The 23,240-nt window shown below is 70.7% G+C and carries 18 protein-coding genes; 17 read left to right on the top strand and 1 reads right to left on the bottom strand.

Annotated elements, in window-relative coordinates; translation table 11 throughout:
* Window positions 1–256: 256 nt before the first annotated feature.
* The 17 genes from ACLQ23_RS23830 to ACLQ23_RS23750 all read left to right on the top strand — a co-directional run bounded on the left by ACLQ23_RS23830 (window position 257) and on the right by ACLQ23_RS23750 (window position 22,715).
* Window positions 257–1,435, top strand: coding sequence for an ROK family protein (locus ACLQ23_RS23830; RefSeq protein ID WP_355596092.1), 1,179 nt, complete (start codon window positions 257–259; stop codon window positions 1,433–1,435).
* A 184-nt stretch (window positions 1,436–1,619) separates the two neighbouring features.
* A complete protein-coding gene (locus ACLQ23_RS23825; RefSeq protein ID WP_355596190.1) occupies window positions 1,620–3,128 on the top strand; it encodes a sugar ABC transporter ATP-binding protein in 1,509 nt (502 codons plus the stop codon).
* Entirely contained in the window at window positions 3,125–4,252 is a 1,128-nt protein-coding gene (locus ACLQ23_RS23820) for an ABC transporter permease (RefSeq protein ID WP_053653353.1), read from the top strand. Before ACLQ23_RS23825 ends, ACLQ23_RS23820 begins: the two co-directional genes overlap by 4 nt.
* Before the next feature lie 98 nt (window positions 4,253–4,350).
* Window positions 4,351–5,403, top strand: a complete 1,053-nt coding sequence (locus ACLQ23_RS23815) for a substrate-binding domain-containing protein (RefSeq protein WP_355596094.1) — start codon at window positions 4,351–4,353, stop codon at window positions 5,401–5,403.
* A 53-nt stretch (window positions 5,404–5,456) separates the two neighbouring features.
* Window positions 5,457–6,644: a Gfo/Idh/MocA family protein gene (locus ACLQ23_RS23810; RefSeq protein WP_425735761.1), complete on the top strand. Its 1,188-nt coding sequence runs from the start codon at window positions 5,457–5,459 to the stop codon at window positions 6,642–6,644.
* 628 nt (window positions 6,645–7,272) lie between these two features.
* A complete protein-coding gene (locus tag ACLQ23_RS23805; RefSeq protein ID WP_355596098.1) occupies window positions 7,273–8,439 on the top strand; it encodes an inositol-3-phosphate synthase in 1,167 nt (388 codons plus the stop codon).
* Window positions 8,423–9,346, top strand: coding sequence for an SCO3242 family prenyltransferase (locus tag ACLQ23_RS23800; RefSeq protein WP_355596100.1), 924 nt, complete (start codon window positions 8,423–8,425; stop codon window positions 9,344–9,346). Before ACLQ23_RS23805 ends, ACLQ23_RS23800 begins: the two co-directional genes overlap by 17 nt.
* Window positions 9,343–10,350, top strand: a complete 1,008-nt coding sequence (locus ACLQ23_RS23795; RefSeq protein WP_355596102.1) for a sugar phosphate isomerase/epimerase family protein — start codon at window positions 9,343–9,345, stop codon at window positions 10,348–10,350. Before ACLQ23_RS23800 ends, ACLQ23_RS23795 begins: the two co-directional genes overlap by 4 nt.
* 59 nt (window positions 10,351–10,409) lie before the next feature.
* Window positions 10,410–11,018 carry an EboA domain-containing protein gene (locus ACLQ23_RS23790; RefSeq protein ID WP_425881098.1) on the top strand — a complete coding sequence of 203 codons (609 nt, stop codon included), beginning with the start codon at window positions 10,410–10,412 and terminating at the stop codon, window positions 11,016–11,018.
* On the top strand, window positions 11,019–11,876 hold the full coding sequence (locus ACLQ23_RS23785; protein ID WP_355596106.1) for a TatD family hydrolase: 858 nt from the start codon (window positions 11,019–11,021) through the stop codon (window positions 11,874–11,876).
* Window positions 11,876–13,075, top strand: a complete 1,200-nt coding sequence (eboE, locus tag ACLQ23_RS23780; protein WP_425881097.1) for a metabolite traffic protein EboE — start codon at window positions 11,876–11,878, stop codon at window positions 13,073–13,075. Before ACLQ23_RS23785 ends, eboE begins: the two co-directional genes overlap by 1 nt.
* Window positions 13,072–14,493 carry an alkaline phosphatase family protein gene (locus ACLQ23_RS23775; RefSeq protein WP_355596110.1) on the top strand — a complete coding sequence of 474 codons (1,422 nt, stop codon included), beginning with the start codon at window positions 13,072–13,074 and terminating at the stop codon, window positions 14,491–14,493. Before eboE ends, ACLQ23_RS23775 begins: the two co-directional genes overlap by 4 nt.
* Window positions 14,490–15,557, top strand: coding sequence for a polyprenyl synthetase family protein (locus tag ACLQ23_RS23770; protein WP_355596112.1), 1,068 nt, complete (start codon window positions 14,490–14,492; stop codon window positions 15,555–15,557). The genes ACLQ23_RS23775 and ACLQ23_RS23770 overlap by 4 nt, the downstream gene beginning before the upstream one ends.
* A 217-nt stretch (window positions 15,558–15,774) precedes the next feature.
* A complete protein-coding gene (locus ACLQ23_RS23765; protein WP_425881096.1) occupies window positions 15,775–18,648 on the top strand; it encodes a PQQ-dependent sugar dehydrogenase in 2,874 nt (957 codons plus the stop codon).
* 75 nt (window positions 18,649–18,723) lie between these two features.
* Entirely contained in the window at window positions 18,724–20,838 is a 2,115-nt protein-coding gene (locus tag ACLQ23_RS23760) for a ThuA domain-containing protein (RefSeq protein ID WP_355596116.1), read from the top strand.
* Between the two features lie 156 nt (window positions 20,839–20,994).
* On the top strand, window positions 20,995–21,489 hold the full coding sequence (locus ACLQ23_RS23755) for a sensor histidine kinase (RefSeq protein ID WP_355596118.1): 495 nt from the start codon (window positions 20,995–20,997) through the stop codon (window positions 21,487–21,489).
* 218 nt (window positions 21,490–21,707) lie between these two features.
* The gene (locus ACLQ23_RS23750; RefSeq protein WP_053653341.1) at window positions 21,708–22,715 is read left to right on the top strand and encodes a sugar phosphate isomerase/epimerase family protein; all 1,008 of its coding nucleotides are present in this window, start codon (window positions 21,708–21,710) and stop codon (window positions 22,713–22,715) included.
* A 100-nt stretch (window positions 22,716–22,815) separates the two neighbouring features.
* Here the strand turns inward: ACLQ23_RS23750 and ACLQ23_RS23745 are convergent, their stop codons facing one another.
* The gene (locus tag ACLQ23_RS23745; RefSeq protein WP_355596120.1) at window positions 22,816–23,229 is read right to left on the bottom strand and encodes a hypothetical protein; all 414 of its coding nucleotides are present in this window, start codon (window positions 23,227–23,229) and stop codon (window positions 22,816–22,818) included.
* Window positions 23,230–23,240 lie beyond the last annotated feature (11 nt).

Here is a 23,240-nt window from a genome sequence, read left to right as displayed (position 1 = left end):
GTCCTCTGTCGCCCCGCCGCCCGCATAACGGGTGGTGGGGCGGCTTTTTGCCCGCCGATCGGTACGCGCCGCGAGCGGGCGAGGGCACTCGGTCATCCTTTCCTTGATCGACTAGTAGCTTTTGTTCCTTCGGACAAAAGTTGAGAACAGAACGGCCGAAGCTCTGGACAGGCGGCGCGGAACGCTCCTACTGTGTCGGACACAACACCTCGACATTGCGTCGATGTGAACGAGTTCGATGAAGAGGTGAGTCCCGGTGCGGACCGTCGAGCCCCTGCATGTCCGACTGTTGCGGTTGCTCCGCGACGAGGGGGCCGTGTCCCGCGCCGAGTTGGGTGACCGGCTCCAGATGCCCCGCCCCCGGCTGCTTGCCGAGCTGGATCGCCTGGTGTCCCTGGGTTACGTCGCCGAGGCGGGCCTCGCCGCGTCCCGGGGTGGGCGTCGCTCCACACTCGTCGAGCTGAACCCGAAGCTGCGCTTCGCGGCCGTCGACCTGGGTGCCAGCTCGATGGACATCGAGGTGGTGAACGGCCGACTCGAACCGGTCGCCCACTACGCCGAGCCTGCCGACATCCGCAATGGACCCAAGGTGACCCTGCAACGGGTGAACGAGTTGCTGCACAAGGCCCGGGTCGACGGCGCGTACGAGCGGCTGGACGCGGTGGGCGTCGGTGTGCCGGGGCCGGTCAGCTTCCGCGACGGCGTCCCCGTCTCACCGCCGATCATGCCCGGCTGGGACCGCTTCCCGGTGCGCGAGCTGCTCAGCCGGGAGCACGGCTGCCCGGCGGTGGTCGACAACGACGTCAACATCATGGCGATCGGTGAGCGTCACGGCGGCGTGGCCCACTCGGTCGACGACTTCCTCTTCATCAAGATCGGCACCGGCATCGGCTGCGGCATCTACCTCACCGGCGACGTCTACCGGGGCACCGACGGCTGCGCCGGCGACATCGGCCACATCCAGGTCGACTCGCACGGGCCGATGTGCTCCTGCGGCAACGTCGGCTGCCTGGAGGCGCTGTTCAGCGGCGCCGCTCTGGCCAAGGACGCCACCGCCGCCGCCCGCAGTGGCGTGTCGCCGGCACTTGCCGAGCGGTTGAGCCTGCGCGGCGCGGTGACGGCCCTGGACGTCGCCGAGGGCGCCATCGAGGGTGACATGACCTGTATCCAGCTGATCCGCGACGGCGGCCGGCGGGTCGGTGGGGTGCTCGCCGGCCTGGTCAGCTTCACGAATCCGTCGATGATCGTCATCGGCGGCGGGTTGGCCCAGCTCGGGCACATCCTGCTCGCCGAGATCCGCAGCGTGGTCTACCGCCGTTCGCTGCCACTTGCCACCGGCAACCTGCCCGTCGTGCTGTCCGAGCTGGGCAACCGGGCCGGTGTCGCCGGCGCGGCGGTGCTCGCCAGCGATGTCGCATTCGGGGAAGCGTCATGAGCCCGCGACCCGAGACGCCATCCGTCATCCCGCCGCCCGCGACGCCGCGGTCGTCAACCGAGCAACAGTCGTGAGCGAGGAGGAGACTGTGGCCCAGCCCGAGGAGAACGCCCCCACCGGGTCCGCGGACGCCGACGCCGGAACGCCGCTGGTCGAGGCCCCCGCCGACACCGTCGCGGGCGAGGTGGTCCTGCGCCTCACCGACGTCGTCAAGACCTTCCCGGGTGTACGCGCCCTGGACGGCGTGCAGTTGGAGGTGCGGGCCGGCGAGGTGCACTGCCTGCTCGGTCAGAACGGCGCCGGAAAGTCCACGCTCATCAAGGTGCTCTCCGGGGTGCACCGACCGGATTCGGGTCTTGTCGAGTGGCGCGGTGAGCCGGTGACGTTCGCCAACCCGCAGGCCGCGATGCGCGCCGGCATCGCCACCATCTACCAGGAGCTCGACCTTGTCGAGGATCTGTCGGTGGCGGAGAACGCATTCCTCGGTCACGAGCACCGCCGCTTCGGTTTCGTGCGGCGTGGCCGGATGGCCCGGCACACCCGGCAGATTCTCAGTCGGCTCGGCCACGGCGAGATCCCGCCGGGGCGGATGGTCCGGTCGTTGCCGGCCGCAGGTAAGCAGATCGTCAGCATGGCGCGGGCGCTCTCGCACGAGGCCCGACTGATCATCATGGACGAGCCGAGCGCCGTGCTGGCCCACGACGAGGTCGGCAACCTGTTCCGGATCATCCGCGAGCTGACGGCACAGGGCATCGCTGTCATCTACATCTCCCACCGCCTGGAGGAGATCCGCGAGATCGGCGACCGGGTCACCGTACTCAAGGACGGCCGGACCACGGCGGCGAACCTGCAGGCGCGCGACACCCCGACCCGCGACCTGGTGAGCCGGATGACGGGCCGCACCATCGAGTACGTCTTCCCCGACCGGCCCGCCGACGACGCCACTGGCGCCGAACTGCTCCAGGTGGAGGGGCTGACCCGTCCGGGCGAGTTCGCCGACGTCTCGCTCACCGTGCGTGCCGGGGAGATCGTCGGCATCGCCGGCCTGGTGGGCTCCGGCCGCTCGGAGTTGCTGGAGACCATCTACGGCGCCCGCCTCCCGGAGGCCGGCACGGTGCGGATGGAGGGGCGTGCGCTGCGGCCCGGTGTCGGCGCGGCGGTCCGCGCCGGAATGGGGATGGCTCCGGAGGAGCGCAAGAGCCAGGCGCTGCTGCTCGGTGAGCCGATCTTCCGCAACGTCACGCTTGCCACGTTCGGCAGGTACGCGCGGCTCGGCTTCACCGACGCGGGCAGGGAACGCGCCGAGGCGAACCGGATCGCCGAGAGCCTGGAGCTGCGGCCCCGGGACGTCAACCGGCCGGTGCGCACCCTGTCCGGCGGCAACCAGCAGAAGGTTGTGGTCGGGCGTTGGCTGCTCGGCGGCACCAAGCTGCTGCTGCTCGACGAGCCCACCCGGGGCGTGGACGTGGGTGCCCGGGCGGAGCTCTACCAGGTCATCCGCGGGTTGGCGGCGCAGGGCGTCGGTGTCCTGCTGGTCTCCAGTGAGGTACCCGAGGTGCTCGGCCTGGCAGACCGGGTGCTGGTGATGCGGGAGGGGCGGGTCGTCCGCGAGGCCCCGGCCGGCGAACTCGACGAGAACACTGTGCTCGACCTCGTGATGGCGGGGTCCCTGATGGAAGGCGCACCGGCATGAGCGACGCGACTCCCAGTCCCACAGCGACACCGGAGCGCCCGCAGCTTCCGGCCCAGTCGCCGCCGGTGGATCCGGCGGAGACGGCAGTGGCCGGCGACAAGGCGGCATCGACGGGCCGACTCTCCTGGTGGCAGGGCGACGGCGGCGACGGTGCCAAGCGCAACCTGGGTCTGATCGGTGTACTCGCCGCGCTCATCGTGGTCGGCGTGGTCACCAAACCGGACCTGTACGGCGATCCGAACTGGGTCTGGAACAACGTGCTTGCCATCCTCCAGCTCGCCTCGGTGGTGGGTGTGGTGACGGTCGGCATGACCTTCGTGATCATCGGTGGTGGGATCGACCTGTCGGTGGGCGCGATCGTTGCGCTGGCCGGGGTCTGGTGCACCACTGTGGCGACCCAGAGCTACGGCGCGGGCGGCATGATCTTCACGGCCATCGTGGTGGGCATCTGCGTCGGCCTTGTCAACGGCGTGCTCATCTCGTACGGGCGGCTGGTGCCGTTCATCGCGACGCTCGCAATGCTCGTGGCCGCCCGTGGCCTCGCCGCGTCGATCTCCAACAAGCAGACCCAGGTGTCGAGCAGCACCTTCATCAACGACATCGCCGCCCGTAAGGTCCTCGGCATCCCGATCCTGGTCTACATCCTCGGCGCTGTGGTGCTGGCCGGGTGGATCCTGCTCAACCGGACGACGTTCGGCCGACGGACCATCGCGGTCGGCGGCAACCCGGAGGCGGCGCGGCTGGCTGGCATCAACGTCCGCCGGCACACGATGCTGCTGTACGCGCTGTCCGGCCTCTGCTGCGGTATCGCCGCCATCATGCTCACCTCCCAGGCGACCTCGGCCCAGGCGGCGATGGCGAACCTCTACGAGCTGGACGCGATCGCCGCCGCGATCATCGGCGGCACGCTGCTCAGCGGTGGCCGGGGCACGATCGTCGGCTCGCTGCTCGGCGTCATCATCTTCGCCACGATCACGAATCTCTTCGCCATCAACGGCCTCTCCATCGAGGCGCAGAACATGGTCAAGGGCGGCATCATCGTCGCGGCCGTCCTGGTCCAGCAGTTCCAGTTCAAGTCCTTCACACGGTTCCTCGCGCGGAACAGGGTCACCACCGCAACCTGACGCACCGCACCGTTTGCACCTGGCGACGTCGAGCTTCTTTCGACAGTGGCCGGGCCTCGCACACCCTTCACCACTCCATCCGCTCCCAGGAGGTCGTCATGACCCAGCACAGCCGCGACCTGTCGCGCCGCCGGCTGCTCTTCGGCGGGGCCGCTGTCGGCGCCGCCACCCTGCTCACCGCCTGCACCAGCAACGAGACCCCGGCGGCCAGCACCCAGACCAAGGCCGCCGGCGATGGCGCCGGCAACAACGCACCGGGTAAGAAGGTCGTCATCGGCTTCTCGGCGCCGGCCGCCGACCACGGCTGGATGGGCGCGATCCACGCCAACGCCAAGGCGCAGGCGGCCGCGTACTCCGATGTGGAGTTCAAGGAGGTCGACGGCGGTACGACGTCCGAGGCCCAGCGGTCCACGCTCGGCACGCTCATCGCCCAGAAGCCGGACATCATCGTCGTGCTGCCGCACGACGGCAAGGAGGTCAACGCTGTTGCCCTCCAGGCGATGCAGGCGGGCATCCCGATCGTCAACCTCGACCGGATCTTCCCCGACGCGCTTGCCTCCCGGCTGGTGATCAAGGGCGACAACTACGGCATGGGCGTGTCGGCCGGGCACTTCATCGGCAAGCAGCTCAAGGACAAGGGCGTCGCCAACCCGATCATCGGTGAGATCGCCGGTCTGGAGATCCCGCTGACCGTCGAGCGCAGCGAGGGCTTCAAGGCGGCCCTGGCGACGTACGGGTTCAAGGTCGCCAACCGCCGCTCGGCCGAGTTCACATCGGACAGTGGTCAGCGTGAGGCGGCCCAGCTGCTCCAGGCCCTGCCGAAGATCGACGCGATCTGGAACCACGACGACGACCAGGGAATCGGCGTGCTGGCCGCCATCAAGCAGGCCAACCGGTCGGAGTTCTTCATGGTCGGCGGTGCGGGGTCGAAGCTCGCCATCGACGCCATCAAGGCCGACAACACCGTGCTCAAGGCGACGGTCACCTACAACCCGTCGATGGCCTCGTCCGCGATCTCCCTGGCGCGGCTCGTCGCGCAGGGTCGCGGCATGGGCGACCTGACGGAGCTGCAGGTGCCCAAGGAAGTGACGCTCGCCTCCGAGACGATCACCAAGGAGAACGCGAGCAGCTACGAGAAGCTCGGGTTCTGACATCTGGGGGGAGACCCACCTTGTCCACGACAGACAGAGAACTGCGGATCGGCATGGTCGGTTACGCGTTCATGGGCGCTGCGCACTCGCAGGCGTGGCGCACAGTGAACCGCGTGTACGACCTGCCGGCGCGGGCCAGCATGGCGCTGATCTGCGGCCGGGACTCCGGGCAGGTGGCGCAGGCCGCCGACCGGCTCGGCTGGGACGCGTACACGACAGACTGGCGTGACCTGATCAACCGGGACGACATCGACGTGGTCGATATCTGCACGCCGGGTGACAGTCACGCCGAGATCGCCCTCGCCGCGTTGGCCGCCGGCAAGCACGTCCTGTGCGAGAAGCCGCTGGCCAACACGGTTGCCGAGGCACGGGCGATGACCGCTGCGGCGGACACCGCACGGGCCGCCGGGGCGCGGTCGATGTGCGGGTTCAACTACCGCCGGGTGCCGGCGGTCACGATGATGCGCCAGATGGTCGCCGACGGACGACTCGGGGTGATTCGGCACGTCCGAGCGACGTACCTGCAGGACTGGATCGTGGACCCGCAGTTCCCGCTGGTCTGGCGGTTGCAGAAGGAACGGGCGGGCTCCGGCGCGCTCGGTGACATCGGTGCGCACATCATCGATCTGACGCAGTTCGTCGTCGGTCAGCGGATCACAGGCGTCAGCGCGGTCACCGAGACGTTCGTCAAGGAGCGGCCGTTGCCCGCCGGGTCGAGCGGGCTGGCGGCCACTGTGGACGGCTCGGCCGACGGCAACGGCTCGGCCACCGGGCCGGTCACCGTCGACGACGCCGCGATCTTCGTGGCCCGGCTCGACGGTGGCGCCCTGGCCACGTACGAGGCGAGCAGGTTCGCCACGGGCCGGAAGAACGCTCTGCGTGTCGAGATCAACGGCTCGCTCGGCAGTGTCGTGTTCGACCTGGAGCGTCTCAACGAGCTGGAGTTCTACGACGCCACCCGGCCGACCCTGGAGCAGGGGTTCAGCCGGATTCTGGTGACCGAGGGCGAGCACCCGTACATGTCGGCGTGGTGGCCGCCCGGCCACATCATCGGCTACGAGCACTCCTTCACCCACCAGATGCGCGATTTCATCGAGGCGATCGCCACGGGCACCGACCCGGCACCGTCCTTCGCCGACGCGTTGCAGGTCCAGCTGGTGCTGGACGCGGTGACCCGTTCGGCAGAGGTCGGATCCACCTGGACCGAGGTGGAGCCGGCGCTGACCGCGGTGGCCGTCTGACAGTGACCATTCCGCGACGGCGGTGCTCGCGCCGCCGTCGCCCGACCGGCTTTCCGGAGCCGACCGGCGAGGGACCGACAGCGGTTTGCGCCCCGCGGTCGGGACGAGGTCGGCACCGGAAGGTGTGCGGCCGGGCCTGATGGCCCGGTGCGCACGAGCAGGACGGTTGTCCGGTGTGGCCGGACCGGGATTCCCCGGCCACACCGGAGGACCGCCACCACCCCGGAGATCGGGAGGACCCGATGGCACCGTTCGCCGCTGCCCCCACCCGTACCGCTGTCGTCCGCCGATGTCCGGCGGGCCGTGCCCCAGCCGAGGATCCGGTGGACGCGGCGACCTGAGACGTCCGGTCGGGGCGTGCCAACGCCCCGCCCGGCCGGATGCGGGGGAGGCAGGGTCGAGACGCCGACCGACCCTGCCTGCCAGCCCCGTCTGCCCGTACCCGTATCGGGAGCCGGTCCGTCGTCGTCGCCGCCGACGCCGACGCCGGAATCCGGCGTCGTTTCCGGTGCGGGTCGGGTGGACGGGGCCCATCCACAAAGGTTGTATCTTTACGAAAAGCATTCTGATATTCCTATATTTGATTGCATCGCCACCGACGGTTCCTCCTGGACGGGGAAGGAGCACCATGCGAACAGGTGTCTGGCTGGTGGGAGCGCGCGGTTCGGTCGCGACCACCAGCATCGTCGGAGGACTCGCGCTGCGAGCCGGCCTGGCCGGGCCCACCGGCTGCGTCACCGAGCTGCCGGAGCTGCGCGGTCCCGCGCTGCCGGCCTTCGCCGACCTGGTCTTCGGCGGGCACGACCTGGCAACCACGCCACTGTGCAAGCGTGCCGAGGCGCTTGCTGAAAGCGGCGTGATACCCGGCCGGTTGGTCGCCGCGCTCCGCGACGAGCTGGCAGCCGTCGAGCAGGAGCTGCGCCCCGCCCCGACCGGCGTCACCCAGGCCGACCGGGTCGCCGCCGTGGTCGGTGACCTCACCGATTTCCGTACGCGGCACCGGCTGGACCGGGTGGTGATGGTGAACGTCTCCGCCACCGAGGCGACGCCCCAACCGCATCCCGGGCACGCCGACCCGGCCGCGCTGCGCGACGCCGTCGCCGGCCCGGACGAGGTGCTGCCGCCCAGCTCCCTCTACGGCTACGCCGCGCTGCTTGCCGGCTGCCCGTACGTCGACTTCACCCCGTCCACCGGGCTGCGGCTTCCGGCGCTGACGGCGCTGGCCGAAGAGGCGCGGCTGCCGTACGCCGGGCATGACGGCAAGACGGGCGAGACGCTCGTCAAGTCGGTCCTCGCGCCGATGTTCGCGATGCGCAACCTGGCGGTGCGCTCCTGGTCGGGCACCAACCTGCTGGGCGGTGGCGACGGCGCGACCCTCGCCGACCCGGCCGCCAACGCGGCGAAGGTGCAGAGCAAGCAGCGGGTGCTCGGCGAGACGCTCGGCTACGTGCCGCAGGGCGGCACCCGCATCGAGTACGTCGAGGAGCTGGGCGACTTCAAGACCGCCTGGGATCTGATCACGTTCGCCGGGTTCCTCGGCACCGGGATGCGGATGGAGTTCACCTGGCACGGCTGTGACTCCGCGCTTGCCGCGCCGCTGGTGCTCGACCTGGCCCGGCTCACCGCCGCGGCGCACGCCGCCGGGCGCGTCGGGCCGCTTGTCGAGCTGGGCTTCTTCTTCAAGGACCCGCTCGGCGCGTCGACCCACTCGCTGGCCGAGCAGTGGGCCCGGCTCACCGACTTCGCCAAGCGGCTGCACACCGGCCCGGATGGTTCCGATGACCACGCTGGCTGACCTCGCCGAACTGGTCCGGGCACCGGCCGCGCTCTCGGTTCCCGGTGACGTCGTCGCCGGCGCGGCGGCGGCCGGCACGCTGAGCCCGCGTACCCCCGCACTTGCCGGAGCCTCGGTGCTTCTCTACTGGGCCGGCATGGCCGCCAACGACTGGGCCGACCGGCGGTTGGACGCCGTCGAACGGCCCGAACGCCCGATCCCCAGCGGTCGTGTCACCCCGGCCGCCGCTGTCGGTCTCGCCGCAGGTCTCACCGCCGCCGGTGTGGGCCTGGCCGCCGCCGCGGGCGGTCGCCGCGCGGCCGCGCTCGCGGTGCCGCTGGCCGCCACCATCTGGGGGTACGACCTGCTGGCAAAGAACACAGCCGCCGGTCCCGCGGTGATGGCCGCCTGCCGAGGACTCGACGTGCTGCTCGGCGCGTCCGGTGGTCGGCTGGCGCGGGCACTGCCCTCGGCGATCACCGTCGCCGCGCACACCTGGACGGTCACCGAGTTGTCCCGCCGGGAGGTAAGCGGCGCCGACGCCGCCCTGCCGCTGCGTACGCTGGCCGGCACCGCAGTGGTCGCCGCCAGCGCCGCGGTCGCCTCCCCGGGCGTCCGGCGCGTGGCGAGGCGAACCGCCGACCCTGCCGGTGTGCCCGCGAGCCGGACCCGGTGGGCCGGGATCGCGCCCGCGCTGCCTGCCGTGCTGGCCGGGTGGTACGCCGCCCGGTACGGCGCGGCACAGGTGCGGGTGGTCCAGGACCCCTCGGCCGGAAAGGTCCGCGCTGCGGTCGGCGCCGGGATCACCGGCCTGCCCGCCCTCCAGGGAGCGCTCACCGCGCGCGGCGGAGCCGGGCTGCTCGGGCTGGCCGTCGCGGCGGCGGCACCACTGGGTCGCCGGCTGGCCCGGAAGGTCTCCCCGACATGACGGTTCCGCATCCCCGGCAGTCGCCACGCAGTGCGCCCGAAGCGACCCGACCGGTCGCGCCGAGCGGCGACGCCACCACCCTGCGCCTCGGGTACGGCACCAACGGTTTCGCCAACCACCGGCTCGACGACGCGCTCGCCGTCATCGCCGACCTCGGCTACGACGGAGTGGCCCTCACCCTGGACCACGACCACCTCGACCCGTTCGCGCCGGGGCTCACCCGCCGGATCGCCGTGCTCGGTCGGAGGCTGAGCGCGTTGGGTCTCGGGCTGGTGATCGAGACCGGCGCCCGCTACCTGCTCGACCCGTGGCACAAGCACGCTCCGACGTTGCTGCACGACGACCCGACCCGGCGGATCGAGTTCCTGCGCCGGGCCGTACGGATCGGTGCCGACCTCGGCGCGGAGGCGGTCTCCTTCTGGTCCGGCGTACGCCCCGACGACGTCGCACCGCAGATCGCCTGGGATCGGCTCGTGGCCGGCTGCGCCACAGTCCTCGACGCCGCGGACGCCGCTGGCGTCACCCTCGGCTTCGAACCGGAACCGGGGATGCTTGTCGAGGACATCGCCGGCTGGCGCCGGCTGCGCGCCGCGCTCGGCGACCCGGCCCGCTTCGGCATCACCCTCGACATCGGACACTGCCGCTGCCTGGAGCCGTGGCCGGTGCCGCAGTGCGTTGCCGAGGTTGCCGAGCACCTGGTCAACGTGCAGATCGACGACATGCGCCGAGGTGTGCACGAGCACCTGGAGTTCGGCACCGGCGAGATCGACTTCCCGCCGGTGCTGGCCGCCCTGGCCGAGGCCGGCTACGGCGGGCTGGTAGCCGTCGAGCTGCCCCGGGACTCGCACGCCGCGCCCGCCGTCGCCGCCCGGTCCATCGAGTTCCTGCGCGCGGCGGCTGGCGGCGACACCGAGGCCGAGGTACCCGCCGGCCCCCTTTGCTCTGCTTCAACAGACGCACCAGCGACCGTCCGCTCTCCGGACACGGGCCGTCGCGTGGGTTGAAGCAGAGCAAAGGGCGTGCCTGGGGTGCCCTGCGGAGCAGCACAAGGGGAGGAGACGGGATGACACCGGATTCACTGCGGGCCGCGCTTCGAGGCGTACCCGATCCCGAATGGCTGGACTCGGCGCTGCACCGGGTCGCGGCCGAGCCCACCGCGATCAACAGGCTCTTTCCGGCGGTCGGCAGGCGCTGCGGCCGGGCCGCCCTGCCCGACGCGCCCGGCTGGACCGCCGACGACGCGGCCCGGGTGCTGCTGCTCACCGCCCTGCCCGGCGAGCACGCCGCCTACGCCGAAACCCTCTACCAGCATGGCGACGCGGCCGAACGGCGTGCCGTGCTGCAGGCCCTGCCGCTGCTGCCGATCGGCGCCGAGGCGGTGCCGCTGCTGCACGACGCGATCCGTACCAACGACACCCGGCTCGTCGCCGCGGCCCTGGGCCCGTACGCCCGGCACCTCGACCCGGCCGCCTGGCGGCAGGCGGTGCTCAAGTGCGTGTTCAGCGGCGTGCCGCTGGCCGCCGTCGCCGACCTGGACAGCCGCGCTGACGGGGAGTTGGCCGCGATGCTGGCCGCGCTCGCCGCCGAACGGCACGCCGCCGGCCGGGAGTTGCCCGCCGACGCCACCGACCTGCTCGACCGGCTCACCGCCGCACTGCCCCGGGAGGCGTGAATGCGCATCTTCGACCCCCACATCCACATGACCTCACGCACCACAGACGACTACGAACGGATGGCCGCCGCCGGTGTCCGCGCCGTCGTGGAGCCGGCGTTCTGGCTGGGCCAACCGCGCACAAGCGCGGCCTCGTTCGTCGACTACTTCGACTCGCTGATCGGGTGGGAGCCGTTCCGGGCCGGGCAGTTCGGGGTGCGCCACCACGCCACGATCGCGCTCAACCCCAAGGAGGCGAACGACCCGCGCTGCCGTCCGGTGCTCGATCTGCTGCCCCGCTACCTGGACAAGGACGCGGTGGTGGCGGTCGGCGAGATCGGGTACGACTCGATGACGCCCGAGGAGGACGAGGCGTTCGCCGCGCAGTTGGCCCTCGCCGTGGCGCACGACCTTCCGGCACTGGTGCACACCCCGCACCGGGACAAGGCCCGGGGTGTCGAGCGCACCCTCGCAGTGGTCGCCGAATCCGGCATCGACCCCGGTCGCGTCGTCGTCGACCACCTCAACGAGGTGACGGTCAAACTCGTCAGGGACACCGGCTGCTGGCTCGGCTTCTCGATCTACCCGGACACCAAGATGACCCCGCTGCGGATGGTCGAGCTGCTGCGCGAGTACGGCACCGACCGGATGCTCGTCAACTCCGCCGCCGACTGGGGGCGCTCCGATCCGCTGCTGACCCGGGCCACCGGCGAGGCGATGCTGAAGGCCGGGTTCGGCGACGACGACGTCGACCGCGTGCTGTGGCGCAACCCTGTGGCGTTCTATGGGCAGTCCGGCCGGCTCGACCTTACCGACCTGGAGGACCCCGCCGCCGTGGACCCGCAGACCGGCAACTCGATCCTGCGCGGCGGTAGCTGATGCGGCTGCGACATGCCGGCGGCGACACCATCCACCTCGGCTACTGCACGAACGTGCACCCCGCCGAGGATCTCGCCGGCATCCTCGGTCAACTGGACACCTACGCCGTGCCGGTCCGCGCGGCGCTCGATAGCGACCTGCTCGGGCTCGGCCTGTGGCTCGCCGCCCCGGTCGCCGCCGAACTGGCCGCCGACCCGGCGCTGCGCCGTCGGCTGCGCGGCGAGCTGGACGCGCGCGGGCTGGAGGTGGTCACCCTCAACGGCTTCCCGTACGCGGCCTTCCAGGCGCCGGTGGTCAAACACGACGTGTACCACCCGGACTGGACCACCGAGCAGCGACTGACGTACACGTTGAATCTGGCCCGGGTGCTCGCCGACCTGCTGCCCGACGACGCTGCCCGGGGCTCGATCTCCACACTGCCGCTTGCCTGGCGGCACCCCTGGGACGCCGAACGGGCCGACGCCGCGCGGCACCGACTGGACCAGCTCGCCGCCGGCCTGGCCGCCGTGCAACACGACACCGGCCGGGAGGTGCGGGTCGGCTTCGAGCCGGAACCCGGCTGCGTGGTGGAAAGCACCGGTCAGGCCGCCGCGCTGCTGTCCGGTATGGACACCGACCGGCTGGGCATCTGCCTGGACCTCGCCCACCTGGCCTGCGCGTGGGAGGAGCCGACGGCGGCGCTGGCCCGGCTGCGCTCGGCCGACCTGCCAGTGGTCAAGGTGCAGGTCTCCGCCGCCGTCGAGGCGGCCGACCCGACCGGCGGCGCCGACGCGCTGCGGCGCTGGGTGGAGCCGCGCTTCCTGCACCAGACCCGGGGTGCCGGCTGCGCGGGGGTGGCCGACCCGGCCGACCCGGCGTACGCCGCCGACGACCTGGACGCGGCGCTGGACGCGGAACTGCCCGGTCCCTGGCGGGTGCACTACCACGTACCCCTGCACGCCCCACCCGAGGAGCCGCTCGGCTCCACCCTGCCGGTGCTGCGTGCCGCCCTCGCCGCGCTGTTCGAGGGTCCGACCGCCGGCTGTGACCACCTGGACGTCGAGACGTACACCTGGGGGGTGCTGCCGGCCGCACGACGGCCCGGCACCGATGCGGAGCTGGCTGCGGGTATCGCCGCCGAGCTGGCATTCGCCCGGGACGAGCTGATTGGCCTTGGCCTGCACACCGAGCGGGCCGTGACCACGGGAGAGACGCGATGAGCCGACGACTGGTGGTGCTCGACGTGGTGGGGCTGACCCCACGACTGCTGGCCCACATGCCACGACTGCGCGGGGTCGCCGATGGCGGCTTCCGGGCCGAGCTGGGCACCGTGCTGCCAGCGGTGACCTGCTCGGTGCAGTCCACATTCCTCACCGGCGAGCAGCCCAGCGGGCACGGCATCGTCGGCAACGGGTGGTATTTCCGAGAGCTGGGCGAGGTGTTTCTGTGGCGCCAGCACAACGCGCTTGTCGGCGGGGACAAGCTCTGGCAGGCGGCCCGCCGTGCCGAGCCCGGCTACACGGTGGCAAACGTCTGCTGGTGGTACGCGATGGGCGCGGACGTCAACTGGACCGTCACCCCGCGCCCGGTCTACTACGCCGACGGGCGCAAGGAACCGGACTGCTACACCGACCCGCCGGAGCTGCACGACGCGCTGACCGGGCGGCTGGGTACCTTCCCGCTGTTCACCTACTGGGGGCCGACGGCAGGGCTGCCCTCGTCGCGGTGGATCTGCCAGGCGGCCGAGCAGATCCTCGCCGACGTGTCACCTGACCTCACACTTGTCTACGTCCCGCACCTGGATTACGACCTGCAACGGTACGGCCCGTCGTCAGCCCAGGCCGCCGCGGCTGCGGCCGAGCTGGACGCGGTGCTCGGTCCGCTGCTGGACGCCGCCCGTGCCCGGGACGCGACAGTGGTGGTGCTGTCGGAGTACGGCATCACCGACGTGTCCCGGCCGGTGGACGTCAACCGGCTACTGCGCGCCGAAGGGCTGCTGCGGGTCCACACGCAGGCCGGCATGGAGTACCTCGACCCGTGGACGTCGAAGGCGTTCGCTGTCGCCGACCACCAGGTCGCGCATGTCTACGTCAAGGACCCGGCCGATGTGCCGGCTGTGGCAAAGCTCTGCGCCGGGTTGCCCGGTGTGGCCGAGGTGCTCGACGCCGACGGCAAAGCCTCGTACGGGCTGGACCACCCGCGCGCCGGTGAGCTGGTGCTCGTGGCCGAGCCCGACTCCTGGTTCACGTACTACTACTGGCTCGACGACGCCCGCGCACCGGACTTCGCCCGCCTCGTCGAGATCCACCGCAAACCCGGGTACGACCCGGCGGAGCTGTTCTTCGACCCGGCCGCGCCGCTCGCCGCCAAAGGCCGCGCCGGGGTGGCGTTGGCGCGCAAGAAGCTCGGCATGCGTTACCTGATGAACGCCATCGGTCTGGACGCCGGCGCACGCGCGGTACGCGGCTCGCACGGGCGGCTGCCCACCGATCCGGCGGACGCCCCCGTGCTGCTCTGCTCGGATCCGGCCGCTGCCCGGGAGCGGATCGAGGCCACCGAGGTCAAGGCGCTGCTGCTGGAACTCGCAGGGCTGAGCGCCGGCGACGGCTCAGTGGAGCGGCCGGGGGAGGGGTCGTGACGGTAACGGTCACCCCGACCGACACGAGTGGACTGCGGGCGCGCTTCGACGCGGAGCTGGCCGCCTTCCTCGACCGGCAGGGCCCGGACTGGCCGGACGGGGCGCCGCGCGGGGTGTTCACCGCACTGCAACGGTTCGTGCTCGCCGGCGGGAAGCGGCTGCGTCCGCTCTTCTGCTACTGGGGTTGGCGTGGGGCCGGGGCTGCCGACGGCACACCGATCGTGGTGGCGGCTGCCGCGTTGGAGCTGTTCCACGCGTTCGCGCTGATCCACGACGACATCCTGGACGGCAGTGACCGTCGCCGGGGCGAGCCGTCGGTGCACCGCCTCTTCGCGGACCTGCACGCCCGCTCGTCCTGGCGCGGCGACCCCGAGGCGTACGGGCGCAATACGGCGCTGCTTTGCGGGGACCTGTGCGCGGCGTGGTCGGATCAGATGTTCCACGAGTGCGGCTTGAGCACGGAGCAGGTGCACAGGGGCTACGGCGTGTTCGCGTTGATGCGTACCGAGGTGATCGCGGGGGAGTACCTGGACCTGGTGTCCGGTGTGGGTGACGGCTCGGTGGCAAGCGCGCTCACAGTGATCCGGATGAAGGCCGCCCGGTACACGGTGACCCGGCCGTTGCAGATCGGCGCGGCCCTGGCGGGCGCCGGGCCGGAGCTGCTCGCCGCGCTTGGCGAGTTCGGTGACCCACTTGGTGACGCGTTCCAACTGCGGGACGACGTGCTGGGTGTCTTCGGTGACCCGGCGGTCACCGGCAAGTCGGTGCTCGACGACCTGCGCGAGGGCAAGCCGACGGTGATGATGGCGCTGGTCCGCAGCGCGGCCGACCGGTCGCAGACGGCCCGGCTGCGGGAGCTGTTCGGCAATCCCTCCCTGGACGCGGACGGCGCGGCGGAGCTGCGCGAGATCATCGAGGTGACGGGTGCGCGGGAGCGGATCGAGCAGATGATCCGGGTCCGGACGGACGCGGCGTTGACCGCGTTGCGCGACGCCGTGCTGACCGAGGAGTCACGGGCCGCGCTTGTGGCGCTGGCGGGACAGACGATCGATCGCCGCGCCTGACCACCAACTTTCGATCGAATAGACGAAAGTTGATGGTAGGTCACCGGAAGCTATGGACACATCGACGTCCACAACTTAGTGTCGTGCCCAACACGACAGTGTTTCGTCGATGTGAACCGGCGGCGCGGTAACCCATCGACCCATCACCACCGCTACGGCATCCGGCGCGACGGCGCGCGCCCGGCCTGGCAGCCATTTCGTCAGGAAGGGACAGCCCATGCCCACAAAGGACGCTCCCACACATCGATCCCGACAATGGTTCTCCGCAGGCTCGGCGCTGCTCCTGGTGGCCGCTGCCGGCACTGTGGCGCTCGGCGCCGGCCCCGCAGCCCTCGGCGGCCCCACGCCGGCCCAGGCACACACCATCAACGCCACCGACTTCCAGCAGGTCGAGCTGGCCCGCGGTGTCGCCGAGATGGGTGAGCCGATGTCACTTGCCGTGCTGCCGGACCGCTCGGTCCTGCACACCGCCCGCAACGGCACATTGCGCCGCACCGACGCGGGCGGAACCACAACAGTTGTCGGCACAGTGCCGGTCTACACCCACGACGAGGAGGGGTTGCAGGGCGTCGGGGTCGACCCGAACTTCGCCAGCAACCGGCACATCTTCCTCTACTACGCCCCGCCGCTGTCCACCCCCACCGGCGACGCGCCCGCCACCGGCACCAGCTGGTCGGCCTGGCAGGGTGTGAACCGCCTCTCCCGGTTCACCCTCAACGCCGACTTCACACTGAACCAGGCCAGCAAGGTCGACGTGCTCGACGTACCGGCGGACCGCGGCCTGTGCTGCCACGTCGGCGGGGACATCGACTTCGACGCCAGCGGCAACCTCTACCTGTCCACCGGCGACGACACCAACCCCTTCGAATCCGCCGGCTACTCGCCGCTTGACGAGCGGACCAACCGCAACCCGGGGTACGACGCGCAGCGCAGCGCCGGCAATACCAACGACCTGCGCGGCAAGATCCTGCGGATCAAGGTGAACGCCAACGGGACGTACTCCATCCCGTCGGGCAACCTGTTCGCGCCGGGCACGGCAAAGACCCGGCCGGAGATCTACGCAATGGGCTTCCGCAACCCGTTCCGGATCAGCGTCGACAAGGCCACCGGCGTCGTCTACGTCGGTGACTACGGTCCGGACGCCGGCTCCACGAGCTCCACGCGCGGCCCGTCCGGGCAGGTGGAGTTCAACCGGGTCGCCGCACCGGGCAACTACGGCTGGCCGTACTGCACCGGCACCAACACCACCACCGAGACGTACAACGAGTGGGACTTCGCCACAAACGCCAGCGGGGCGAAGTACAACTGCACAGGCGGGCCGACGAACAACTCCTTCCGCAACACCGGCCTCGCCACCCTGCCGCCGGCCCAGCCCGCCTGGATCCGGTACGCCGGCGACGCCGGCACCCCCACCGAGTTCGGCGGCGGCTCCGAGTCGCCGATGGGCGGCCCGGTCTACCGCTACAACGCCTCGTCGACCTCCACGACCAAGTTCCCGCAGTCGTTCGACGGGCAGTTCTTCGCCACCGAGTTCGGTCGCGGCTGGATCAAGCCGATCCACGTCAACGCCGACGGCTCGCGGGGCACCATCGACACCTTCCCCTGGGTGGGCAAGCAGGTGATGGACTCCGCGTTCGGGCCGGACGGCGCGTACTACGTGCTCGACTACGGCACCGGCTACTTCAACGGGGACGCCAACTCGGCGCTCTACCGCTTCGACTACGTCGGTGGCGGCAACCGGGCGCCCAGCGCCTCGGCGAGCGCCAACAAGACCTCCGGCGCGGCGCCGCTGACTGTCGTGTTCTCCTCGGCCGGCTCGTCCGACCCCGAGGGTGGGGCGCTCACCTACTCGTGGAACTTCGGCGACGGCACCACCTCCACTGCGGCGAACCCCACGAAGACCTACAACACAAACGGCACCTACACCGCCACGCTCACAGTGCGCGACCCGCAGGGCGCCACAGGCAGCAGCAGCGTGCAGATCAACGTCGGCAACACCGCGCCCACTGTGACGATCAACAGCCCCGGCAACGGGCAACTGTTCAGCTTCGGTGACACGGTCTCGTACAGCATCACCGTCACCGACCCGGAGGACGGCACCATCGACTGCACGAAGGTCAAGATGACCTACGTGCTCGGGCACGACCAGCACGGGCACCAGATCACCTCGAAGACCGGCTGCTCCGGCACGATCACCATCCCGGTCGACGGTGAGCACGACGACGCGGCGAACATCTTCGCGATCTTCGACGCGGAGTACACCGACGCCGGCGGTCTGACCACGCACACCCAGCACACGCTGCCACCGCGTCACCGGCAGGCCGAGTTCTTCGGCACCTCGTCAGGGGTAAACGTGTTCAGCAAGACCCCGGCCGAGGGCGGCAAGACCGTCGGCGACATCAACAACGGCGACTGGATCGCGTTCCAGCCGTACCGGTTGGGCAACGTGACAGCGTTCAACGCCCGGGTCTCCTCGGCGGGCGCGGGCGGCACCCTCCAGGTCCGCGCCGGTTCGGCAACGGGCACCGTCCTGGGCTCGGCCACCGTTCCGGTGACCGGCGGCTGGGAAACCTTCACCACGGTCAGCGGGACGATCACCAACCCGCCGACCGCCACCACCACGCTCTACCTGACGTTCGCAGGGACGGGCACCGGGGCGCTCTACGACATCGACGCCTTCACCCTCGTCACCGGCACACCCGCCACTGGCGGTACCGGCCCGATCAAGGGTCTTGCCGGCAAGTGCCTGGACGTGCGTAACGCCGCCACCGCCGACGGTACGCAGGTCCAGATCTACACCTGCAACGGCAGTGCGGCGCAGACGTGGACGGTGACGCCGAACTCGACGATCAAGGCGTTCGGCAAGTGCCTCGACGTCTCCGGTGCCGCCACCGCCGACGGCACGAAGATTCAGCTCTGGACCTGCAACGGCACGGGCGCGCAGAACTGGTCCGCCCAGGCCGACGGCACGGTACGCAACCCGGCGTCCGGCAAGTGCCTGGACGTCTCCGGCAACAACTCCGCGGACAGCACCCCCGTGCACCTGTGGACCTGCAACGCCGCCGCCAACCAGAAGTGGACCCTGCCCTGAGTTGAAAGGAAGGGCCCCTTGTTAACGCCTAGTGTTGTACAAGGGGCCCCTCCTAACAGTCTTTAGGAGAGCGATATGCGCAGACTCCTGCGACCCGTCCTCGGCGCGGCCACCGCCGTCCTCGCCGTCATCGCCTGCACCACCCCGGCCACCCCCGCCAGCGCCGCCGACGCCCCCTACGACGTGCTGGTGTTCTCCAAGACCGCCGGCTTCCGGCACGACGCGATCCCGGTCGGCATCCAGACCATCCGTGACCTGGGTGCGGCGAACAACTTCACGGTCACCGCCACCGAGGACGCCGCCGCGTTCACCACCGGCAACCTCGCCCAGTACGAGGCTGTCGTCTTTCTCAACACCACGGGCGACGTCCTCAACGCCAGCCAGCAGACGGCCTTCGAGTCGTACATCGGCTCCGGTCGCGGGTACGTGGGCGTGCACGCCGCCGCCGACACCGAGTACGACTGGCCGTTCTACGGCAACCTGGTGGGCGCGTGGTTCGCCTCGCACCCGGCCATCCAGCAGGCGAACGTCAAGGTGGAGGACCGTGGGCACGCGGCGACGGGACACCTGCCGCAGACCTGGACCCGCACCGACGAGTGGTACAACTACCGGACCAACGCCCGGTCCACCGCCCACGTGCTGGCGACCCTCGACGAGTCGTCGTACTCCGGTGGCGGGATGGGTGCCGACCACCCGCACTCCTGGTGCAAGAGCTACAGCGGTGGCCGGTCGTTCTACACCGGCGGTGGCCACACCCAGGCGTCGTACGCCGAGCCCGCGTTCCGCAACCACCTGCTCGGCGGCATCCGGTACGCGGCCGGTCGCAGCAAGGCCGACTGCCGGCCGGAGACCGGCTACACCCCGCTGTTCAACGGCTCGACGGCCGGCTGGTCCCAGGCGGGGCCGGGCAGCTTCACCAACTCCGACGCCACCCTCACGTCGGTGGGCGGCATGGGCCTGTACTGGTACAACGCCAAGCAGTTCACGAACTACTCGCTGAAGCTGGACTGGAAGCTGGCCGGCGACGACAACTCGGGTGTGTTCATCGGCTTCCCGCCGTCGAGTGACCCGTGGTCGGCGGTGGACAACGGCTACGAGATCCAGATCGACGCCACCGACGCGGCGGACCGCACCACCGGCGCGGTCTACACCTTCAAGTCCGCCGACATCGCGGCCCGCGACGCGGCGCTCAACGCGCCGGGGGAGTGGAACACCTACGAGCTGCTGGTCGAGGGCGAACGGCTACAGATCTTCCTCAACGGGGTGAAGATCAACGACTTCACCAACACCGATCCGGTACGGTCGCTTGCCGGCCACATCGGCATCCAGAATCACGGCACCGGCGACGACGCCTCGTTCCGCAACATCCGGATCAAGGAGTTGGGCACCACGCCGCAGCCTGGGAACGTCACTGTGCAGGCCGAGGCGTTCAGCTCGGCAAACGGCGTCTCCGCGTTCACCAAGGCGGGCGCCAACGGCGGTCAGACGATCGGTTACATCGATCCGGGCGACTGGGCCGCGTACAACGGAGTGGACCTGACCGGGGTCACCTCGTTCACGTCCCGGGTCGTCTCCGGCGGCGCGGGCGGCACCATCCAGGTGCGTACCGGTTCGGCCACCGGCCCGGTGCTCGGCTCGGTGGCGGTGCCGAACACCGGCAGTTGGACGACGTTCGCCAACGTCACCACGACCCTGTCCGGCGTCCCGTCCGGCGCCCAGAATCTCTACCTCACGTTCAGCGGTAGCGGCACGGGGCTCTTCGACGTGGACGACTTCACCCTCGTCAAGGGCGGTGGCAGCGGCACTCCCGGTGTCGGCCCGATCAAGGGTCTGGCCGGAAAGTGCCTGGATGTGCGTAACGCGGCCACCGCCGACGGTACGCAGATCCAGCTCTACAGCTGCAACGGCAGTGCGGCGCAGACGTGGACGGTGACGCCGAACTCGACGATCAAGGCGTTGGGCAAGTGCCTCGACGTCTCCGGCGGCGCATCGGCCGACGGCACCAAGATCCAGCTGTGGACCTGCAACGGCACGGCCGCGCAGAACTGGGCCGCCCAGTCCAACGGCAGTCTCCGCAACCCGTCGTCGGGCAAGTGCCTCGACGTCAGCGGCAACAACTCCGCCGACAGCACCATCGTGCACCTCTGGACCTGCAACGCCGCCGCCAACCAGAAGTGGACCCTGCCCTAGCCTCCACCCTCACCCCGCTGATCTTGCACTTGCTGCCGGGACCATTGCCGCTATACCGGGCATCTCGGCGACCCAAAGTGCAAGATCGGCGGGGTGCGGGGGCGGGGTGCGGCGGGGGCGGGTGGGGTTCACAGCCTGCTGCCGTACCTTGGCTGCATGGGGCGGTTCGCGCAGTGGCGCCGGGTGGTGCGGGCGCACGGGTACCGGCTGCTGCACCGGGCCGAGGAACCTGATCCGCTGGACGGGCCGGCACCCAGCCTGAACCGGCTCGACGCCCTCGTGGAGGGTTACGCCGCTGGTCAGCCGGTGCGCTGGACCCTGGCCGGCCAACCCCGTCCGTTGCCCGGCCCGGTCGACGTCGCGGCGTACCGGATCATCGAGGAGTCGCTCAGCAACGCGCGCCGGCACGCCCCGGGCGCGCCGGTCGTGGTCCGCCTCCGCTACGACCCCGAGGGCATCACCATCGAGGTACGCGACGACGGCGCCGACGCCACGGCGGTGGTGGGGGAGACCCGGGGTGCGGGGCGGGGCCTCCTCGGGGTCCGCCGTCGTGCCGAGCGGCTCGGCGGTACGTTCTCCGCCGGCCCGCGCGCCGAAGGCGGCTTCACCGTGCGGGCCGTCCTGCCGGCGCCGGAGGAAATGGTCAGATGACGATCCCGTCGCGGGGCTTTCGCGACGGGTGCGGCGGAAATAGGCTGGGGGCGGCGACCGTGACGGTGGCCGGTGACCCGGTGGGAGGCGCAACCCGCCGGGCCCAGGTGCGCTCGGCACCCACCGGTGTTCCGCCTCGGTCTCACGTACCGGTCTGACCGGTCACCCTCGCCTCGGTCCGCACAACGGAATCCCCATCACATCAGGGGAGAAGGACAATGGCGCGACCCATCACGCTCTTCACCGGCCAGTGGGCCGACCTTCCGTTCGAGGAGGTCTGCCGGCTCGCCTCCGAGTGGGGCTACGACGGTCTGGAGATCGCCTGCTGGGGCGACCACTTCGAGGTCGACAAGGCGCTCGCCGACGACTCGTACGTCGATCGCAAGCGGGAGACGCTCGCGAAGCACAACCTTCAGGTCTTCACGATCTCCAACCACCTGGTCGGTCAGGCGGTCTGCGACCACCCGATCGACGAGCGGCACCAGGACATCCTGCCCGGCCGGATCTGGGGCGACGGCGAGCCGGAGGGGGTTCGCCAGCGGGCCGCGGAGGAGATCAAGGACACGGCGCGGGCTGCGGCGAAGCTCGGCGTGAAGACTGTCGTCGGCTTCACCGGGTCGTCGATCTGGCACACGCTGGCGATGTTCCCGCCGGTGCCGCCGTCGATGATCGAGCGCGGTTACCAGGACTTCGCCGACCGGTGGAACCCGATCCTCGACGTGTTCGACGAGGTCGGGGTGCGGTTCGCGCACGAGGTGCACCCCAGCGAGATCGCGTACGACTACTGGACGACGAAGCGGACGTTGGAGGCGATCGGCCACCGGCCCGCTTTCGGGCTGAACTGGGACCCGTCGCACTTCGTCTGGCAGGAGCTGGACCCGGTGAACTTCATCTTCGACTTCGCCGACCGGATCTACCACGTCGACTGCAAGGACGCGAAGGTGCGTACCGGCGACGGCCGGCGCGGTCGGCTCGCCTCGCACCTGCCGTGGGCGGACCTGCGTCGCGGCTGGGACTTCGTCTCCACCGGGCACGGCGACGTGCCCTGGGAGGACTGCTTCCGGGCGTTGAACGCGATCGGCTACACCGGTCCGATCTCGGTGGAGTGGGAGGACGCCGGGATGGACCGTCTCGTCGGTGCTCCGGAGGCGCTCCAGTTCGTCCGCCGGCTCGCCTTCGACGCGCCGAGCGCGGCCTTCGACGCCGCGTTCAGCAGCAAGGACTGACCGGCGGCGGGGACTGAGCGCGTCGGCGTCGGTCAGCCGTACCCCGGACAGACCACGGGCCGGTCGCCTTGCGGCGACCGGCCCGTCGACGTGCGGTTGGTCAGAGCGTGCTGCCGTTGGTGCCCGAGCCGGACGGCTTGGAGCGGGGGGTCGTGGCCGACGGCGACCCGGAGGTCGTGCCGACCGTGCTGCTGGTGCCCGACGAACCGGAGCCCGCCTTGGCGCCCACCGTTGCGGGCGTGCCGGCGAACGCGTCGTCGGCAGCGGTCAGTTCCTGGCTGCCGTTGCCGGTGCCCAGCTTCTCGCCCAGCTTGGTCTGGCCGAGCTTGTCCTTACCCTCGCTGTAGAGCTTGTTGGCCTGGGCCTGCGCCACCCCGGCCGCCTCCTGGACGGTCGGGTGGTCGAGCACCTTGCGGCCCCGAACCACGAGCTCTTCGTACTTCTCCCGGCCGGCACGGGCGCCCAGGACGAATCCCGCAGCCAGCCCGCCAAGAAACATGATCTTTCCGCGCATGGCGGCTCCTT

The organism is Micromonospora sp. DT41 (assembly GCF_049841715.1).
In the GTDB taxonomy this organism is placed as follows: domain Bacteria; phylum Actinomycetota; class Actinomycetes; order Mycobacteriales; family Micromonosporaceae; genus Micromonospora; species Micromonospora profundi.
The sequence above is the reverse complement of the archived record's forward strand: the minus strand, read 5'-3'. Positions and strand labels throughout refer to the sequence as shown.

What these genes read in the sequence shown, in the direction of transcription:
- ACLQ23_RS23820 (WP_053653353.1), top strand. Translation starts at nt 3,125, where the DNA reads ATGAGCGACGCGACTCCCAGTCCCACAGCGACACCGGAGCGCCCGCAG.
- ACLQ23_RS23815 (WP_355596094.1), top strand. Translation starts at nt 4,351, where the DNA reads ATGACCCAGCACAGCCGCGACCTGTCGCGCCGCCGGCTGCTCTTCGGC.
- ACLQ23_RS23810 (WP_425735761.1), top strand. Translation starts at nt 5,457, where the DNA reads ATGGTCGGTTACGCGTTCATGGGCGCTGCGCACTCGCAGGCGTGGCGC.
- ACLQ23_RS23805 (WP_355596098.1), top strand. Translation starts at nt 7,273, where the DNA reads ATGCGAACAGGTGTCTGGCTGGTGGGAGCGCGCGGTTCGGTCGCGACC.
- ACLQ23_RS23800 (WP_355596100.1), top strand. Translation starts at nt 8,423, where the DNA reads ATGACCACGCTGGCTGACCTCGCCGAACTGGTCCGGGCACCGGCCGCG.
- ACLQ23_RS23795 (WP_355596102.1), top strand. Translation starts at nt 9,343, where the DNA reads ATGACGGTTCCGCATCCCCGGCAGTCGCCACGCAGTGCGCCCGAAGCG.
- ACLQ23_RS23790 (WP_425881098.1), top strand. Translation starts at nt 10,410, where the DNA reads ATGACACCGGATTCACTGCGGGCCGCGCTTCGAGGCGTACCCGATCCC.
- ACLQ23_RS23785 (WP_355596106.1), top strand. Translation starts at nt 11,019, where the DNA reads ATGCGCATCTTCGACCCCCACATCCACATGACCTCACGCACCACAGAC.
- eboE (WP_425881097.1), top strand. Translation starts at nt 11,876, where the DNA reads ATGCGGCTGCGACATGCCGGCGGCGACACCATCCACCTCGGCTACTGC.
- ACLQ23_RS23775 (WP_355596110.1), top strand. Translation starts at nt 13,072, where the DNA reads ATGAGCCGACGACTGGTGGTGCTCGACGTGGTGGGGCTGACCCCACGA.
- ACLQ23_RS23765 (WP_425881096.1), top strand. Translation starts at nt 15,775, where the DNA reads ATGCCCACAAAGGACGCTCCCACACATCGATCCCGACAATGGTTCTCC.
- ACLQ23_RS23760 (WP_355596116.1), top strand. Translation starts at nt 18,724, where the DNA reads ATGCGCAGACTCCTGCGACCCGTCCTCGGCGCGGCCACCGCCGTCCTC.
- ACLQ23_RS23755 (WP_355596118.1), top strand. Translation starts at nt 20,995, where the DNA reads ATGGGGCGGTTCGCGCAGTGGCGCCGGGTGGTGCGGGCGCACGGGTAC.
- ACLQ23_RS23750 (WP_053653341.1), top strand. Translation starts at nt 21,708, where the DNA reads ATGGCGCGACCCATCACGCTCTTCACCGGCCAGTGGGCCGACCTTCCG.
- ACLQ23_RS23745 (WP_355596120.1), bottom strand. Translation starts at nt 23,229, where the DNA reads ATGCGCGGAAAGATCATGTTTCTTGGCGGGCTGGCTGCGGGATTCGTC.